Here is an 18,441-nt window from a genome sequence, read left to right as displayed (position 1 = left end):
CGAGAACAGCAATCACAAGTACCTACACCCAAACAAGTAATACATCTGTATTTACAGTTTCTAAAAAAGTGGCTAAACGGAAAAATGACTAGACAAAGGATGTCTAGTCATTTTTCATAGTTGTACCTTTTGATTCTCACAATAATTACAACACTCCATTAAAGAGGTGTTTGTATTTATTGTTCATTATTTTGAAAGGTGTTCTTCCCCATCTTCATTAATAATATAAGCGTGAGCATTTGCGGCTTCTTCAATTTCATTAAATGCCCAATGTGTTGCTTGAGTATCTAAGAAGCTTGGTTTTGTGACACCATGTAATGGACCACGTTCAAACATACGGTTCATCATGACAACCGCTTGCGCACGTGTTAGGTGCTCGTCTGGTGCGAAGCTTCCATCTTGACGACCGTTAATAATGCCGGCGGTACGGTTTGCTTCAATAATCCATTGTGCCCAATGACCTTTTGTATCGTTGAATGTTAACTCTACATCTTCTTCTATTTGTAGGTGCTTATAGTTCGCAACCACTGTTGCCATTTGTGCACGTGTAATGTTCTCGCTTGCACGGAAATTACCATTCATATCCCCGTTCATAATGCCTCGCTCTTTCACAAATGCAATAGCTCCTGCTGCATAATGATTACTTGGAATATCTTTGAATGGTGCATAATCTACTGTTTGGTCATCTGTGTAGCCTAAGATACGTGCAATCATCGTTGCTACTTGCGCTCGAGTCACGTTTTTCTCAGGACCAAACGTACCATTCGGGAAGCCTTTAATATAAGCCTCATGCTTACTTACTGTTGATTTCTCGAATTGAATAACTGTAAATGTGCTAAACTTGTCCACTGTGAAGCGTAAACCAAGTTCTCCATTAGGCATTGTCACCATTACAGGGAATACAACTTTTTTCTCGCCATCCGAATGTTCAATAAACACCGCAAGACGCTCTAAAAATGCTTGTCGTTCTGCTGAGGCTGTTGGCACTTTCAAGCCTTTTAGTGGTAGTGTCACTTGTACCGAACGACTAGGCATATTCGTTTCAATCGTCATTGGACGAGCTACTACACGTACATTTTTGCTTTGTAGTGTTTCACGGACAACTTTTTCCACTCTAGCGCGTTCTTCAATTGCCTTGCGCTCACTTTCCTTCTTCACAGGTACTAAGCGAAAGTAGAAGTTGTCATCCACACCGTTCATCGAGCTTAGTGGAATCGCAATCAATCCATTCTCTGTGGCAATTTCTAACGATAATCCGTTTTCCCGTAGTAATTTTAGAGAGTGCTTTGGAATTTCTACTGTTACTTTATCCACTTCATCTTTAACATCTGGAATGACGATACGTGCGATGTTATTGCCAATTTGTTGTGCTTTTTCTACAGCTTCTTGGGCATTCGCTTCTGTTAATGCCACGAAGTCTGTGATTTCACCGCTGGCATGTTTTGTACGTTCAATTTCCACCGTTGTTTTTTCCAGTGGGTTGTTGCCATCAATTTCTAATGCCACTTTTATTTTCGTTGTTGTTGTGCCCGGTTCAGTCGTTGTTGGTGGTGTTGGATTCGGCGTCCATGTACCACCTCCACCGCCTGTGTATGCTTCACGATATACTTTAATTGTATAGTGTCTCACATTACCATTTGATTCTGTCACTGTGATGACAATTACATTTTCCCCTACCTGTAGTGGAATTTGTTCAAGAGTACCTGGCTGCCCATTAACAGTTGTCGTCACTGAAGCACCTTGGTTAATTGGTGTTGCTAAGAACGATAATTGTGATGTTGCATAATCGACGTTCATTGTATAATTTGTCACTTCTGATGAGAAGCTTGGACTTAATACACCTTGTGATGGTACTAATGAGCCTAGACCTGGTGTTGTGAGAGCAGGTCTTAAAGCATTTTTGGCTGCCGTTAAGTCAGCTAACGCTTGATCCACTTCTGCTTGTGTTGCATTGGCATTGTCTAATACTTTTTGGGCTGCTTTTAATTGATTTTGGTAGTTTGCCCATGTTTCTGGCGTGTACTTTGATGCGACTAAACCTTTTGCTTCATCTACTTTAGCTTGAAGTAGCGCTTTATTAACAACAGCTGGTTTTTCTTGTAATGCTTCGCGTGCTTTTGCTAATGCTGCTTCTGCTGCATCTACTTCGGCTTGTGTCGCATCACCTTTTCCTAATACAGCTTGAGCTTTTGCTAATTCTTCTTTGTAAGCTGCCCATGTTTCTGCTGTATAGTCTGCTTCTTTTAAAGCATCAGCTTTTGCTATTTCTTCTTTAAGTGCTGTTTTATTAACAGCATCTGGTTTTTCTTGTAACGCTTCGCGTGCTTTTGCTAATGCTGCTTCTGCTGCATCTACTTCGGCTTGTGTCGCATCGCCTTTTCCTAATACAGCTTGAGCTTTTGCTATTTCTTCTTTGTAAGCTGCCCATGTTTCTGCTGTATAGTCTGCTTCTTTTAAAGCTTCAGCTTTTGCTATTTCTTCTTTAAGTGCTGTTTTATTAACAACACCTGGTTTTTCTTGTAACGCTTCGCGCGCTTTTGCTAATGCTGCTTCTGCTGCATCTACTTCGGCTTGTGTCGCATCGCCTTTTCCTAATACAGCTTGAGCTTTTGCTATTTCTTCTTTGTAAACTGCCCATGTTTCTGCTGTATAGTCTGCTTCTTTTAAAGCATCAGCTTTTGCTATTTCTTTTTCAAGTGCTGTTTTATTAACACTTGGTTTTTCTTGTAACGCTTCGCGCGCTTTTGCTAATGCTGCTTCTGCTGCATCTACTTCGGCTTGTGTCGCATCACCTTTTCCTAATACAGCTTGAGCTTTTGCTAATTCTTCTTTGTAAACTGCCCATGTTTCTGCTGTATAGTCTGCTTCTTTTAAAGCTTCAGCTTTTGCTATTTCTTTTTCAAGTGCTGTTTTATTAACGACTGGATTTTGTGCTGTTGCATCTACTGTAAAGTCATTTACAGGCACACCACTTGTTCCTTTTAAGTTACCTTGAGTAGCATCATATTTGACTGTTACTTCTTTGCCTGTTACGTCTGTCCCATCTGGCAATGTAATAATGACTTTCTTCGCATCAGTTGGATCAACTTTAAAAGTTGCATTTGTAATATTATGATCACCAACTGTAATCGTAAAGCCAGCTCCATCAGTCAATACGATGTCTTTGTCAAACGTCAGGGTAATTTGATTGCCACCTGCTTGTGCTTGCTCAAGTGCCGCATTTTCAAGTTTTGGAGCAGGTGCAGCGAATGTGAAATACTGTCCGTTTGCTAATGTTGCTTTTGTTACATAGTATTCTGTACCAGCAACTGTCACTTCCGTAGTCATTGGGTAAGCTGTAGCAGTAGTGAAATCTGCCTCACTTGCTCCTACTAATAATGTTGTACCAGTTGGCACAGAAGCTTTTGGTATCGCAATATTTACTTCACCAATACTACCCGTATTTTGCACTTTCCAAATACGTTCAGCATGATTTTTTCCTGTATTGCCAATCTGCTTCGTAAATTTCAATTCGGAGCCGTTATCGCCCCAAACTAATGCTTGGTGATCAATTAAAAGATTATCAGCAATCGCTTCGTTTTTCTCGAACAATGACGGTCCAATACCAATAATCAGTCCTAATGTATCATTTGTTGCAAGACTTTGTTTTTGATGCAGGTCTTGCGCATTTTCACGAGCAATACCAGCAATGTTATCGCTATAACCCGAATTTACTGTTTTATCCCAGATTGTTGTACCGTCTGAGAATAAGTAACTCGTACCAATCAACGATATTCCATATTTAATTGCTAGATAAGAGTTAATTTTTTGTTTATCTAGAGCTGTTAAAGGGGATGTATAAACGATAAATTCGCCTATTTGCCCGTTAAAATAATTTTTCTCAGCTCCATTTTGATTTTCTGCACCAATTGTCATCGGATCTTTATTACCTGTAATTTGAGTAGTTCGATTAGGTGCAGTTATTAGACTCTGTCCATCCCGATAGATGGACTGTACGCCTTTATCCTCAGTAGCTAAACTTAGATTATTACTGTAGTTCAGATTCCAAATATAAGGTGTAGCATCTATTTTAGCTTTAGCAATAACACGAGTACCGCCACCATTCACATCCCACATTGTTCCTGAATCCCCGTAAGGTATATGAGCTTGTATTCTGTTACTAGCGCCACTACCTGGTACTGATTGCCAAAAAAGACTGTTAGCTAAGTTTGTTTTATTTTTCGCCACAACAAATACATTAAAGTCATGGTAAGTCTTTTTATCAAGAATACCATCCGAATCTACCAAAGTACCATTCTTACCATCGAATTGCACTGCTTTGTTAAAGTTTAATCGGTTGCTGTCATCATTTAAAACAGGTTGTTTACTAACATTCCCTTGTACGAAACTATTATTATTTGTACTACGATCTTCCCATGTCTTGACGAAACCACTGGAAGCAGTTATTCCTTTATCTGCACTTAACCATAGAGCTGCACCATTTACACCAGCTGGACCTGGTGTAACTACTGTAATTTCTTTTGTTACTGGTCCGAATTTTATATCACCTTTTGATGCGGTTACCTCTACTGGATACACTCCATCTGGTATATATGTGTCTGGTGTTACACTCCAGTTTCCATCTGCATCTGCTGTTACTGTTAAGGTGATATCTCCTACTTTTACAGTAACTTCCGAGCCTGGTGCGGCTGTACCTGTAAATGTTGGTTTACCTGTTGTCACTGTGCCTGTTGGCGAGGTTAAAGCCAATGCCCCCCATATCAAACTATTCGCTCCATCATAGGCAGCAAAAAGATCTGGATTGTTATCGGCATGTAGATTCCCAAGCCCTTTCAAACCGGCTTCTGTTGCTTGTCCAAACTGACTTCCCACAATCATACGATCTTGAGCGGTAATTCCAGCTTTTCCAGTAAAGTTACCGTCTAAAGTAAGAAGTGAAGGGGCTTTCAAATAAACATTTTGCTCAGCTTCCCCTTTTGTATTCCCCGTGATGACTGCATCGCCCGAAATAGAAATTTTACCAGCGTTCACATCAACTCCACCACCAATATTGCTGGTGATTTCGCCTCCAGTCATCTCGAATGTTGACGCAGCATTACTTAAAATGATTGCACTGCTATCATTTGTGGAATTACCATTTTTTTCAATCTTTCCGCCAATCATTTTTATAGTTCCAGGAAACATATATATGGCATTTCCAGTGATATTGTTACGTATAATCGTTCCGTCATCAATAATCAATTTTGCATTAATTCCCTCAACATTTAATAATCTTCCTCGGGGCGCAGGGGCGGGAGATCTTTGGGCACCACCGTCAAAAATAATATTTTTTAAAATAAGTGTACCACCCTTAACATTTACGATTACATCTAATGAGGGAGTGCTGTGGTTACCAGTACGCTGAATTACAGCAGGAGTCGAGCTTTCTGAAGTTAGTGTAACTGTTTTGTTTGCATTAAATGTAGTATATTTTGTATTGTCATTACCTATCTCAATATCATCCTTGATATAAATAGTTCCCTCACCATTGATAGGAATAGCTGAATAAGCTTTGTTCAATGTCGCATACGGATTCGCTGAAGTCCCATCACCATTTGCATCATCACCATTGTTAGCTACATAAACTTCCTTAGGAAGCTCCGCCGCCTGCACCTTCTCAGGAACTCCTATCATCGTAAAACTGCTGACGATTAGTATGAGCGAGAGCATCAATGCTAAAGAACGTTGCCACCATTTCTTCTGTTTCGTTTGCACTTTTAAACCTCCATCAAAAACTTCTAGTTGTTTTCAATTTATTTCTGCTTCTTGCACCGCTATCACTTTTGAACTTTCAATATCTCTATAAGATACAAAATCAAAGTCCATCATATATACCCAATGTGACCCTACTTAACTAACAGTAGGAGCTGCTTTTGCTTTTTGTGGAGTACCACAAGGAACGCTACTCTTGACTAATGCTGTGGCAAGAAATCTGTTAAGCAATCGTTTCTACCATATTGGTTGCTTTTTAGTTTGTAAGTTTGTACCTCCAATCCTTGAAAAAAGTGTCATAGTTTTTTATGAATAGAACTTCTCAACCTCCTTGTATGAACTATATCTATTCCAAGATATCTGGAGTTTTTCGACAGATTCCTTGACTTTTAACTATAAAATATCGACCTATACAAAACCTTTACAAGTCACAATGTGCTCTTTAGACATTGGTTATACAAGCTTCTACAACAAAAAAAGGCAATGTCGTTATTCACATCACCTTTTTTCTCATAAAATTTTTATTAACTTTACAAGTCTTCTTATATTTATAATTAAACAAGTAAATATTTACCAATACCAAATATCTTTTTATTATGGGGTTTTAAGGAGGGGTAAGTTATGAAGAGAAGAAGCCTTACGCTTTTTAAATTTTTGACAGTTTTGACCAACCTTTTTCATACTTATATTAAATAACGTATCAACCTAAAACTTCTACCTGCGAAATTGCACTCATTTCATTTTTCCAAAGCCTCGATACCATTTTTCAACTTCCTCACTTGGCTCCATTGCTACATCCTTTAGCATGTTCTTTAATAGCCAATATTGCTCCTCAACAGCAGCTGCATTGTTCAGTAAATGATAGAGCCTCATCAACGTAAAATAGCTATCTTCCTCATCAGGGGAAAATAACTGCACTTTTTCTTGAACCTTCAAAGCAGCAAGGTAGTTCTCATTTTTAATATAATATTCACTTAATTGTTGCGCATGGGATACCCATAAACGTCTTAGTCGTTCTTTTTCGCTTTCTGACCATAAATAATCGCTATCCCCTAAATAATCCCCTGTATAACTTTGAAATACTTGCTCATGCACCTTTGTTGTACCCTGTTCGAGTGGTGGTAAAGATTTTAATTGTGTTAGCCATTGCTCTACATCGATTACAACATTTTCTATCAATAATTTATAGCCTGAATTCAATAATGGACTAGCGATTTTCACTCCATCTAACCCATAATTCCCCAAAGTTTGACGGATGGTATAAATAACTGTATAAAGCTGTTTAGTGGCCTTTTCCATATCAATTTCTGGCCAAAATAGCTCTAAAATAAGGTCTCGATGAATTATTTCATTACGATGAGTAAGCATATAAGCAAACAATTCTTTTGCTTTTGATGTACGCCACTTCATTAAGTGTGCATCACCATTAGCCATTACTATCTTCAGCCCCCCCAATAGCTGAATCATTTTTTGCTCAGTTGTGTTTGGCTGATTCTTTTCGATAATCCGTTGAAGTCGTTCCAATGTTTTGTGTAAACGTATCTTTTGCACAGGCTTTAGTAGATAATCAATAGCATGCAAATTAAAAGCATCTATCGCATATTTATCAAAGCCTGTAGTAAAAACAATTTCCACGTTTGGTAACAGTTCTTGAATTTTTTCACTAAGTTCTAGTCCGTCCATATCAGGCATTACAATATCTAAAAATACAACATCAGGTTGAAGAGTTTGTATTTGAGCAATCGCTTCTAGAGAATTTGTATATTCTCCAACTATGTCGATTTCCGGGACATTACTTTTTTCAAGTAAGTTTTTTAGTCTTTTTAATGGTAGATGTTCATCATCTACTATCACAATTTTCATTACATATTCTCCTTTAATGCTAATCATCTTATTACACTTCATCTAAAAAAGGTACATAACCTCGCTAAAATAATAACGTATATTTCCTTTTTATGATCAAAGGAAAGCCAATAGAGCTTATTAACATACTGAAAGATTTACCACCTTTCTTAGCAGATACTACTCGGATTCAGATTATTAATTAATGGTAATCTTGAACTAGGCTTAAGTTTAGTTACATTGCAGATTTCATCTTTCTTAAGAGCCCACATTTAAGTTCTCATTACCAGATTCACAACATTCCTTAGATTATCAGATGGTTCTATACAACTTCACTTATTCTGATCTTAAGATTTAGTTCTATGAATGAAACAGCAAAAATCCAGCTTTATCTCAACATCTTTTATTTTTAAAAGAATTAAAAAAAACCTTACTTTTGAAGGAAAAATAAACTTTTTTATCGTAAACTATTATTTATGATGAAAAATAAAATATTTTCCAAAAGAAATACTATTTTTATAGTTTCTGGGTTATTCTTTTGTTTTCTAACTTTTTTACATTTTACTTGGATGAATTTTACTAACATTGCAACAGGAGTTGATGCTAAACAAGGAACGGTTGATTTAAGAAGTATTGATACAAGCCATAATTTCATAGTTAAGCTACAGAGGGAATGGGAATTCTATCCTAACGTCCTCCTCGCTTCAGAAAATGCCCAATCAGTTGAACAAAATAAGGTTTATACGAATCAACCAGAATCTTGGGATCAATATTTTAAAAATAATGAGAAAGTTCATTATGGTTCATATCGTTTAAAAATTTTAAAAGACCATTCTTCACCACAGATGTATGGCATTACGATCCCAGAAGGTTTAGCACCCTATGAGCTTTATATAAACGGTCAATTCATTGGAGGACTAGGAAATCTTACAACGAGTCATACTCAAACTGCTCCGATTGGCAGACCTATAACTTATTATTTTACGCTTAATACTATTGAAAGCGAAATTATCATACAAGGTGTTCAAACAAATCCTTATGTACAAGGTGGTTTTCAACGAGAAATTATTCTTGGCGATCTACACTCAATGGAACAATCGAAGTCTTTTTCCATTGAAACTCAAATGGCCGTTTGCCTAGTCTTTCTAATTTACGTACTATTTGCAATTTTACTTTGGGGTATGGGCATTCGAAATAAAACTTTATTTTATTTTGCCATGATTACTATTTCAGCTTGTTTAACGGTACTCACTTCAAGCAATAGAATATTATTTAGTTATTTACCAATAAATTGGATTTGGGCAAACAAACTAACCTATTTCTCTTATATACATAATGCGTTATTTTTTGTTTTATTACTACGTGAATTGATGAAGGAATACTCTAAGCCTAAAATATTAACTATTGTCCCAACGGTATGTGCTTTCTATTTATTATTTATTGTAGTAGCTCCCATTGAATATATTTTTAAAACCAAAATGATATTTATAGTACTTTTTATCGTCTCTCCTATTATTATAACTATTTTCACATTGATTATAGCTTTAAAAGGTCAAAAAGGCGTCATATTTTTATTATTAACAGGAACAGCAATGGCAACCAATTCATTATTTTTACCTTTAAGACAAAACACAGCGTTACCTTATAGTCATTATCCTTTTGATATATTAATTGGAATAACTGCATTATCTGGATTTTGGTTTACAAGTTATTTTCAAACAACCTTACAAACAGAAAAGCTTTCTGCGAAATTAAAAAAAGAAATAACTACTAAAGATTATTTTCTGGCAAATACCTCTCACGAACTGCGCAACCCTTTGCATGGCATGATGAGTATTGCCCAAACGATGTTAGCTAAGCAGGTAGATAAAGACGATCAAAATGATTTAAAACTAATGGTAAGAATCGGAAACCATATGACCCACTTGTTAGATGATTTATTGGATTTAGTAAAATTAAAAGAAAAAACTCTTCAACTACAACTAAAACCTTTGAATGCTTATAAACTCGCAAGTGGGGTTAGCAATATGTTTCGTTTTATGCTGAAAGGAAAGCCAATTGAACTTATCGTACGTATACCCAGTAATTCGCCATTTGTTTTTGCCGACGAGACACGGCTAATTCAAATTTTTGCGAACTTAATTCATAACGCCATTAAATTCACTGAACAAGGTGCCATTACGATTGATGCCCAAGTAGTTGGGAAACAACTATATATCTCCGTTACAGATACGGGGATTGGTATTGATAAAAATATGCAAGAAAGCGTATTTGAGCCATATGAACAAGTGGATTCGACAATGACTTCCATTGGTGGCGGACTTGGATTAGGCTTAACCATTTGCCAAGAGCTTGTTTCCTTACATGGTGGAACAATGTCGGTATCGTCTACTGTTGGTAGGGGCTCAACCTTTACTTTCTCATTACCAATAGCGAAGTCGCAGAATGTGGAAGACAGTGAATTAAATGTTGAGAAGGATCCTGCATCCATCAAATATTCATTATTAAATGATTTTTCGAAAGAATACAATATTGCTGCTACTACAGAAACAAACTCTTTAGTAACTAGCCATGCAAGAATTCTCATTGTTGACGATGACGCTGTAAACTTACAAGTACTTGTCAATGCATTTTCAACGGATTCCTTTGAAATAGAAACAGCTTTAAGTGGGGCAGAGGCTCTCGATATGCTTCAAAACAATAACTATGATTTAGTTATTTCTGATATTATGATGCCGCATATGTCTGGCTATGACTTGGCCAAGCATATTCGTGAAAAATTCTCTATCTCAGAGCTACCTTTATTGTTCTTAACAGCTCGACAACAAAGTGAAGATATTCGACTAGCATTTTTAAGTGGTGCCAATGATTATGTAAAAAAACCAATGGAATATATGGAGCTTAAATCACGTGTTCAAGCGCTTATTCAAGTTAAGCAATCTAGCGAGGAACGTCTGCGCATTGAGGCTGCATGGCTTCAGGCACAAATTCAGCCACACTTTTTCTTCAATACGATTAACTCTATTATTTCTTTACATGGTATAGACGAAGAGAAAATGGAAGAATTACTACTTGCCTTTAGTGACTATCTACAAACAAGCTTCGATTTCCAAAATGTCGATTTAGTCGTGCCAATTGATTATGAATTAAAGCTCGTTCGTGCCTATCTTGCCATTGAACAAATACGCTTTGGTGACAGGGTACATGTAGTTTGGGATTTGCCAAATGAAATGGAGCTCTTTGTTCCTCCGCTTTCCATACAAACCCTTGTCGAAAATGCTATTCAGCATGGCATTTTACCGCTACGGGAGGGTGGTACTGTGACCATTTCTATTCAAGAGGTAAAAGACCATTTTACAATAGGCATTTCAGATAATGGTGTTGGATTTGAGCCAAAGACTTCTCACAAGAAAACGAGCGTAGGGCTCATAAATACGGAACAACGCCTGAAGCAATTATTTGGCGTGGAATTAGTTGTAGACAGTGTCATTGGTCAAGGCACAACCATCTCATTCTCCATTCCCAAAAAATAATGAGGTATATGTCGATCTTCCGTCAGTTCGAGGACTTTATCTGTCACTTTCGTAATCCTATCCGCTTTATACATCAAAAAAGACTAGGCTCACAAGGAAGCCTAGTCTTTCTTAGTTTGTTTATGGTGTACATAAAAGAAGTTTTTTTAACCGAAAGAAAAATTGAACATTAAAGGGAGGCATACCAAACGCCCCTGATAAAAGCGATTTTATAATCCGGGAATTTAAAATTTATAGCAAATTCTTTAAATAAACTTTCAACACTCGAACAATTTTCCCCATCAATCATTGGATAAAAATTATTTTCTTGCATATCAGATGCATGATTGAGTAGTGCGTATACTTTATTAAAATATCTAAATCGCCAATCTGATAAATATAGGGTTTACTATTCTTACTTAAATTTTCGATTATTTCAGTCATCTGAATTCCACCTTTTACTTAATTCTAAGGAATATATGCGTGGTGTACTGTACCATTTTCACCAATTATAAGTAGTCCTTTCCCTCTATCCATCTTTTTCGCTAAAGGATTCACATCGTATTTTTTATATGTGGTTTTTTAGGCAATTCCCCATTAGTACGCCTATCTTTAATTACTAAAAAAAAGATGCCCTTGATAAATATCATAATATCAAGGGCAGAAGTTTGTTAATTTTCTATCTGAAATTTATTAAACTAATACATAATTAAATCAAAGTCCGAAATTTCCCCATCTAAAGTAAAATATAACCTGAATTCTCCTGTATCCTCCCCCTTATAATCTATACTTAAGTATGAAACCACTTGATTAACAAACACAGGGAAGTTTCTCAATTCAAGTGAGATTTTTTTAATATAATAGTCCACATCCGTTTGTACAAATTCCCCAAAAATTGAATAAAACTCCTCCTCCTGTTCAGACATATAAATATTAAATTCAATCCAAAATTGTTCTATAGTTTGTTTCTCAATATTCCATTGTTCTATTAAACGTCTAAATTGTTCTATATCTAAAATAACAGACGCCTCCCTATTAATGATCTTTTTTAAAGTGAGAGAAGATTATATGACCTGAATTTTTATCCAAATTCCCATATGCTCTCGCATTACCATATTTACCTGTAATTTTTATTTCGTACTTGTAACCGTCTACTCCACGTCCTTCTAAATATTTAATTCCATTAGTACCTGATCCACTATTAACAAAACCTTTCTTAGCAGAATTTGCAAACTTTTGAGCAGCTTCTTAAGGCGTAAGGTCGCTTCCGTCAGCCTTTTGGAGTTCCCCTGCTGCGTTTGTCAGATTTACTACTTTGCCGTTGTTCCAAGAAATCGCCCAAACCGTTTTTTTGTTCGCATCTGTACACGGACTAAATTAGAGCCATCATAGTAATAATTATACGTTGTTGCACCGTCTGTTTTCGATTTTCCGTAAACCATCTGGGTGATACGATCCTTGCTATCCCATTAATTTTTATATCTTTCCAATTATCCATAACTCACCTACCTATTGTTTTCCAAATGAAAATACAGAACCATCTGGTGCTAAATCAATGTATTTTCCGTTTTTCTTATAACGAATAACACCTGACACCTTTCCACTAACTTTACTTTTTTTAGCCCCTCTTAAATTTTGAGAAAAAGCCACTGCCTTCCTAATATACTGTGCAACATCACTTGCAGGGTCACAAAAAATGAAACGTGCTGTTGCTGGATCGTAGTAACGAGCTTGTAAATAGTATAGCTTTGTTTCGGCATCGTAGACATAGCCTGCGTAGCGAATTGGTTGCCCTTTTATACGACTGTCAGTTGGTTCAGCTGATAGTAAGTTACCCCATGGATCATAATCGTATGTCGCAACGGTTGCACCATTTTGAAGTACCCTAATCGATTGCAAAAAAAATAAAATGAAGGTTGTTTTATTCCCCCTCTTAATCACTTTATTTATATGAGTGCGAGAAATCGTTGGTAACAAGGTTCGTGGATAACCTTAATCAACGACATCCACTAGTCTCACATCTCAAATAACTTTTAGGAGGAAATAATAATGGCTTCATGTTCTCAATCTGATTTAACTGCTGTGACAATCCCAAATGTGGTACCATCTTTAAAATTGTACGGTAAAACAAGTAATAATCAACGTTTCTTCTTGTCTGATAATCCAGAAACTATTAGTAGCTCTGTTCCATTTACTAATGGTTTTGCAACGCTTTGGGCTGATACTGCATCTGGATTACAGAGTGTAACTTATCGAATGTTTGTTTGGCATCTAAATAACACAGGTGCGACTATCAAGTTCGGTGTTACCATTGGTAATGGTTCAAGTGGCAGTACTTATCAAGTCTCTGGTGTTAAAGACTGTGTCGAGACTATTACCAACTTTGTAGCTCATGGGAAATGTGCCGCAAAAGCTTTACTCGGAAATACATTAACGCCTAGTTCTCCAGTTGATAATTCCATTGCAGCGGGGAAAGTTGGATTAGTTAAAGAATGGAAAGTACCAAATGGTTATTTGGTGGGTGGAATTATTGAGTTTACGTTATCGTCTAGTTCTCCAATGTCTTATAAAGTCAGAACAGTAGCTGCTAAAAGTACTACTGCCGATCTTCGTAGTAATCAAAATGCAGTTGTGTCACCAGTTGGGACTCATCCGCGTGGTTCTTGGAACTTTTCCAATATCGACGGCTATGGTACTTCAGATGGTGCTGCTGCTCTATATACTGTTGGAGACGGCAATAAAAGTTTCTCTATAAATAATGGCATTAATGACAACTTAATGACTAAAGACACTAGCTATATGCCTAGCGAAGCTGTAGCAACTAATAAGGGGCATTATGGTGTTATTTACAAGGCGAATATCACTTTCAAAAACCCAACTCAAGCCGATAAGGCATTAAAGGTCTATTTGACAGGTCGTGGAGGTTCATACGGCGGCGCTGTACGTTGGAACAATGGTCCAACTTACGGTGTTCCTACACTGGCTTCCAATACCCAAGGTGTTCGGATTGCTACATTTACTATACCTAAAGGAACTAGTGTTACACATTCAGTCTATACTTCTACAGCTGGCTCGCTTAACACCCCAGCGGCGATACTGATTACAGAGTAATTTAAGAATTTCTCGTTAAATAAAGGAACCCTGTAGCTTATCGTAAATTCTCCGATGAGCTACAGGGTTCTCTATAAAATATTCATTTCTTGCACCGTAAAACTAGGGAAAACGGTAAAACTGCTATATTGGGTAGCACTAATTATTTGAGCTTTATCTATTCAAAAAAGAATAAAGCTACTGTATGTAACTCAATGATCTAAATCAAGTCTTAAAAGTGCTATTCAACAATTTTACTTTTTTATGGTTGCAACTAGGAAAAGGTCGGATAATCTGTTTACAACAGTTAGTTTATTGTCAATTATCATTTCAGTCTCTTCACCGTCTTCATGATCTAATAAATAGACAGGAGGATTATTTCCTTCATGTATATTTATTGCGTATGGATTTCTAATACCTATTTCTAAACCGATACAAATATAACCGTTTTTATGTACTGCGCATCCTGGAACATATAATAAACATTCTTTACTAATACTTCTGGATTCAAGAATTCTATTCGCAATTCAGCTTCTTTATCTAGAGGAACTACCAATTTACTATCACAAACTTCTACCGTAGTCATTAATTCTATCCAACCATTTTGGAAGTTTAATATCTAGATTTTCATTTAGGTCATTTATTTCCCTAACTGAGGCTATCCTAGTGGATGTTCCAGACCTTTGAATCATTTTCTTTAGCACTTGTCATTACTTCATTTACCAACGTGACTCCTCCATACAATTAGAAATATTTACTTCTTAAACTAACACTATTTCTACGTACCTTATACAATACAGCCCCACTTTTCAGCTATTGCATCTCGTTAGTAAAAAATCTCTTTCCATTATCCTCTATTGAAATTTTAAAATATCCATTTAAGAAATGTATAAACACCAACCAATGCAAAAATAAATATTAAAATTATGATTGAAAGACAACCAAAAATAATCCAGTTATGTTCACCCTCTATTGAAGCATCTGGTTCTTCTACTAATTTTTCTTTTACTTTATTGATAGATAAAAGTGCTGGGTCTAAATCCAGTCCTTTTAAAAGTTCAATATCACCTTTATACTTTAAAGCTCTTGCTATATTATTAATGTCATTTCCCATAGAGCTTTCAAATTTAATACACGCATGTACCATTTCTGGCGTCTTATTCTTTTCTAAATACCAATATCGACCAGCCATTGCAGGATATTTTAACTCGAAATAAATGTCTCCCAACTTTTTACGGAGTTCTAATTCATTCGGAAAAGTTGCTATTAACCCGTGTAATCTATCCCTTGCTTTCCCTAAATCATCATTTTTAATATCCTCTTCTATTCGTTTTAAAGTCTTTGAAATTTTCTTTTCAATAAAAAACACCCTCTTATGTCCTAATTCTTCTTTACTCTTATTATTTTTCAATAGTATTCTGCACGGTTAGTAAAAACGTTCCCACTCTAATTTCTTTCCATAGAATACGTAGCCTATCAAATCTTAACAATGTATAGCCTTATTTTATATATGTAATTTTTTCCTAACTAAACTGCCTCGTTTAAATAAAATTTTCACAAGATAAACATCAATATTGTAAATATCCTATTTAGGTGCGATTACTAAGCAAGAAGTAAAAGGGTGATACATATTATATATGACTAATATGTATCACCCTTTATATTTTATGATTTTTACAATTTAGGTCTTGATAATGCGTTCGAGGTTTAATCGACCATTATTTAAATTCTAACTCTCCATCATAAGCAAGCATGCCGCCTTCAAGGTTTGTTACGTCATAGCCTTGAGCTTCTAGGTATACACAAGCATTTGCTGAACGACCACCTGCCTTACAAACGATAATGTATGGCTTCGTAGCATCTAATTCATCTAAGCGCTCAGGGATTGTCCCAAGAGCAATGTGCTGCGCACCGGGAATCATGCCTTGTGCTACTTCATCATCTTCACGAACATCAATAATGTATAGATCTTCGTTCGCATCTAATAGTTCTAATATTTCTGTTGTATCCATAGTTTTCATCTGTGTAGTCCTCCAATATGTCGATTTCCTCTTACATTATAGCCTGTGGGCAAAAAAACAGCTAGTGTCATGAACACTAACTGTTTTACTCTCATGTTTCTATTCTTCTGTTTCTAAAAAATCTATTTGCTTTGCTGGAACAAATGTAGAAATAGCGTGTTTGTAAATAAGATGTTGCTTGCTTTCAGCATCTAGTAATAAAACTGTAAAATTATCATAGGATTTCACAGTTCCTTTTAACTGAAATCCGTTTAACAAAAACACAGTTACAAAAACATTGTTTTTACGTAGATGGTTTAAGAATGTATCTTGCAAGTTAATTGATTTCATCAAATATGCCTCCCTATGCTCTCTTTCTACCTCTTCATTCCTATAGTAGCATGTTCTACCAATTTAGCAATTAGTAATTTTTAGAAATTAATTAAAGTTTTTCACCATTATTAACAAAATATACATCCATTTTGTTGCGGAAGTATGTTAGCTGTCTTTTCGCATAGCGGCGAGAATTTTGCTTCAAGCTGTCAATGGCTTCTTCTAAAGAACATCTTCCATCAAGGTAATCATATAATTCCTTGTAGCCGATTGCTTGGATTGACTGTACACCTCGTATATTTTGCTGCCATAGGCCTTTTACTTCTTCTAAAAGTCCTTTTTCCATCATTATATCAACACGGCGGTTAATACGATCATAGAGTACCTCACGTGACATATTTTGTCCAAGCCCTATGATTACATGATTGTAAAGTGGGACTTCTCCACGATTTTGTGCTTCGGATGCCTTTGACACGCCACTAAGCTCAATCATTTCTAATGCACGTATAACACGGCGAGTATTATTTGGATGAATCGTCTCTGCTGTTTGTGGATCAAGTTTTTTAAGCTTAGCATGCATTGCCTCTGGACCTAATTTCTCCAGTTCTGCATAATAGGCTTTTCGTGCCACCTCATCTACCTGCTCCTCTGTAAATTGAAAATCATAGAGTACTGCCTGCACATATAAACCTGAGCCCCCTACAATAATAGGTAGCTTACCGCACGCTTGAATTTCTGCAATTTTAGCTCGCACTAATTTTTGATAGTCTGCTACTGAAAAAGACTCTGTTGGCTCTTTGAAGCTTAGTAAATGATGGGGTACACCCTCCATCTCTTCCTCCGTAATTTTCGCTGTTCCAATATCTAATCCTCGATAGATTTGCATGGAGTCACCGTTGATAATTTCGCCATTATATTTTTTTGCTAACTCAATGCTTAGTGCCGTTTTCCCAGAAGCAGTTGGCCCTACGATTGCTACGACCTCTGCCTGCTGTAGTTTATTTTGTATCATATTTTTCTAACCACCGTAATAAAACTTGATAGACTGCCTCTTGATTGTCCTCGTTTAGGATTTCATGGCGCTTTTCCTCAAATAAGTAAACCGTGACATCCTGTATGCCCGCTTCTGCCAATTGTTGTGCGACAGCGTAAACACCTTGGCCTTGTTCTCCGACTGGATCCTTACTACCACTTATTAATAATATAGGTAAGTCTTTTTTTGTTTTTGCTATCTCTTTTTTACGGTTTAACGACATAAAACCTGTTGTTAAATCCACAAAAAATTGGTTTGTTGGAATAAAGCCGCAATACGGATCATCTATATATTTTTGTACCTCGTCTTCCGCTGAGCATAACCAGTCAAACGTAGTCTTCGAATTCGGGAACTGTTTATTAAAGCTACCAAAGCTCAGCTTATTTAATAACCTGCTCTCCGTATCTTTACCCAGTTGTTTAGCCAATACTTTTGCTACTAAATTTCCCATAGTATGCAATGTTGTAACATTTCCTGTTCCACAAAGAATGACATTATCCACTTGATCGCTGTACAATTGAATATATCTCCTAGTAATGAACGATCCCATACTATGACCAAATAAAATCAAAGGTACATCAGTAAATTGTTCATGCAATATTGTTACTACTTCATGTACATCCTCTACGACGCGATCGAACCCATTTTCTTCAGCAAAAAAACCTAGTGTGCCATTATAGGCTGCTGTTTCTCCATGCCCTCGATGATCATGCATTGTCACTGCATAACCAGCTTCGTTTAGGCTATTTGCAAATTTAACATATCGTCCACTATGCTCCGCCATACCATGTAAAATATGAATATGACCAATACATGGCTTCGATGGCTTAAATGTCCGAGTAAACAGAAAATGGCCATCTGACATTTCAATATAACGCAT

General features: G+C 36.4%; 11 protein-coding genes. 2 read left to right on the top strand and 9 right to left on the bottom strand.

The window, feature by feature from the left end:
• Positions 1 to 186 precede the first annotated feature (186 nt).
• Together MY533_RS05275 and MY533_RS05270 are read right to left on the bottom strand one after the other, a co-directional pair.
• Entirely contained in the window at positions 187 to 5,754 is a 5,568-nt protein-coding gene (locus MY533_RS05275) for a DUF8202 domain-containing protein (protein ID WP_248718270.1), read from the bottom strand.
• A gap of 729 nt (positions 5,755 to 6,483) precedes the next feature.
• A complete protein-coding gene (locus MY533_RS05270; protein ID WP_248718269.1) occupies positions 6,484 to 7,614 on the bottom strand; it encodes a response regulator in 1,131 nt (376 codons plus the stop codon).
• 548 nt (positions 7,615 to 8,162) lie between these two features.
• On the opposite strand from MY533_RS05270, the gene MY533_RS05265 reads away from it, so the two are divergent.
• Complete coding sequence (locus tag MY533_RS05265; protein WP_248718268.1) at positions 8,163 to 11,126, top strand: ATP-binding protein; 2,964 nt, start codon at positions 8,163 to 8,165, stop codon at positions 11,124 to 11,126.
• Between the two features lie 1,289 nt (positions 11,127 to 12,415).
• Here the strand turns inward: MY533_RS05265 and MY533_RS22090 are convergent.
• Both MY533_RS22090 and MY533_RS05260 read right to left on the bottom strand, forming a co-directional pair.
• Positions 12,416 to 12,547: a hypothetical protein gene (locus tag MY533_RS22090; RefSeq protein WP_256469515.1), complete on the bottom strand. Its 132-nt coding sequence runs from the start codon at positions 12,545 to 12,547 to the stop codon at positions 12,416 to 12,418.
• A gap of 67 nt (positions 12,548 to 12,614) precedes the next feature.
• A complete protein-coding gene (locus MY533_RS05260; RefSeq protein WP_248718267.1) occupies positions 12,615 to 13,082 on the bottom strand; it encodes an RHS repeat-associated core domain-containing protein in 468 nt (155 codons plus the stop codon).
• A gap of 72 nt (positions 13,083 to 13,154) precedes the next feature.
• Here MY533_RS05260 and MY533_RS05255 point away from each other — a divergent pair, with 72 nt between their 5' ends.
• The gene (locus tag MY533_RS05255) at positions 13,155 to 14,216 is read left to right on the top strand and encodes a hypothetical protein (protein ID WP_248718266.1); all 1,062 of its coding nucleotides are present in this window, start codon (positions 13,155 to 13,157) and stop codon (positions 14,214 to 14,216) included.
• A gap of 844 nt (positions 14,217 to 15,060) precedes the next feature.
• Here the strand turns inward: MY533_RS05255 and MY533_RS05250 are convergent.
• From MY533_RS05250 to MY533_RS05230, 5 genes are all read right to left on the bottom strand, one after another.
• Positions 15,061 to 15,555: a toxic anion resistance protein gene (locus tag MY533_RS05250; RefSeq protein WP_248719150.1), complete on the bottom strand. Its 495-nt coding sequence runs from the start codon at positions 15,553 to 15,555 to the stop codon at positions 15,061 to 15,063.
• Between the two features lie 358 nt (positions 15,556 to 15,913).
• On the bottom strand, positions 15,914 to 16,216 hold the full coding sequence (locus MY533_RS05245; RefSeq protein ID WP_248718265.1) for a rhodanese-like domain-containing protein: 303 nt from the start codon (positions 16,214 to 16,216) through the stop codon (positions 15,914 to 15,916).
• Between the two features lie 99 nt (positions 16,217 to 16,315).
• Positions 16,316 to 16,546, bottom strand: coding sequence for an RNA chaperone Hfq (gene hfq, locus MY533_RS05240; RefSeq protein WP_132357323.1), 231 nt, complete (start codon positions 16,544 to 16,546; stop codon positions 16,316 to 16,318).
• Positions 16,547 to 16,637: 91 nt separating this feature from the next.
• On the bottom strand, positions 16,638 to 17,540 hold the full coding sequence (miaA, locus tag MY533_RS05235) for a tRNA (adenosine(37)-N6)-dimethylallyltransferase MiaA (protein ID WP_248718264.1): 903 nt from the start codon (positions 17,538 to 17,540) through the stop codon (positions 16,638 to 16,640).
• A complete protein-coding gene (locus MY533_RS05230; protein ID WP_248718263.1) occupies positions 17,527 to 18,441 on the bottom strand; it encodes an alpha/beta hydrolase in 915 nt (304 codons plus the stop codon). Before MY533_RS05230 ends, miaA begins: the two co-directional genes overlap by 14 nt.

The sequence above is a fragment of the Lysinibacillus sp. Ag94 genome, from assembly GCF_023242215.1.
Lineage (GTDB): Bacteria > Bacillota > Bacilli > Bacillales_A > Planococcaceae > Lysinibacillus.
The sequence above is the reverse complement of the archived record's forward strand: the minus strand, read 5'-3'. Positions and strand labels throughout refer to the sequence as shown.

Coding starts and splice junctions, on each gene's coding strand:
- MY533_RS05270 (WP_248718269.1), bottom strand. CDS start 7,614: ATGAAAATTGTGATAGTAGATGATGAACATCTACCATTAAAAAGACTA.
- MY533_RS05265 (WP_248718268.1), top strand. CDS start 8,163: ATGAATTTTACTAACATTGCAACAGGAGTTGATGCTAAACAAGGAACG.
- MY533_RS22090 (WP_256469515.1), bottom strand. CDS start 12,547: ATGGTTTACGGAAAATCGAAAACAGACGGTGCAACAACGTATAATTAT.
- MY533_RS05255 (WP_248718266.1), top strand. CDS start 13,155: ATGGCTTCATGTTCTCAATCTGATTTAACTGCTGTGACAATCCCAAAT.
- MY533_RS05245 (WP_248718265.1), bottom strand. CDS start 16,216: ATGAAAACTATGGATACAACAGAAATATTAGAACTATTAGATGCGAAC.
- hfq (WP_132357323.1), bottom strand. CDS start 16,546: ATGAAATCAATTAACTTGCAAGATACATTCTTAAACCATCTACGTAAA.
- miaA (WP_248718264.1), bottom strand. CDS start 17,540: ATGATACAAAATAAACTACAGCAGGCAGAGGTCGTAGCAATCGTAGGG.
- MY533_RS05230 (WP_248718263.1), bottom strand. CDS start 18,441: ATGCGTTATATTGAAATGTCAGATGGCCATTTTCTGTTTACTCGGACA.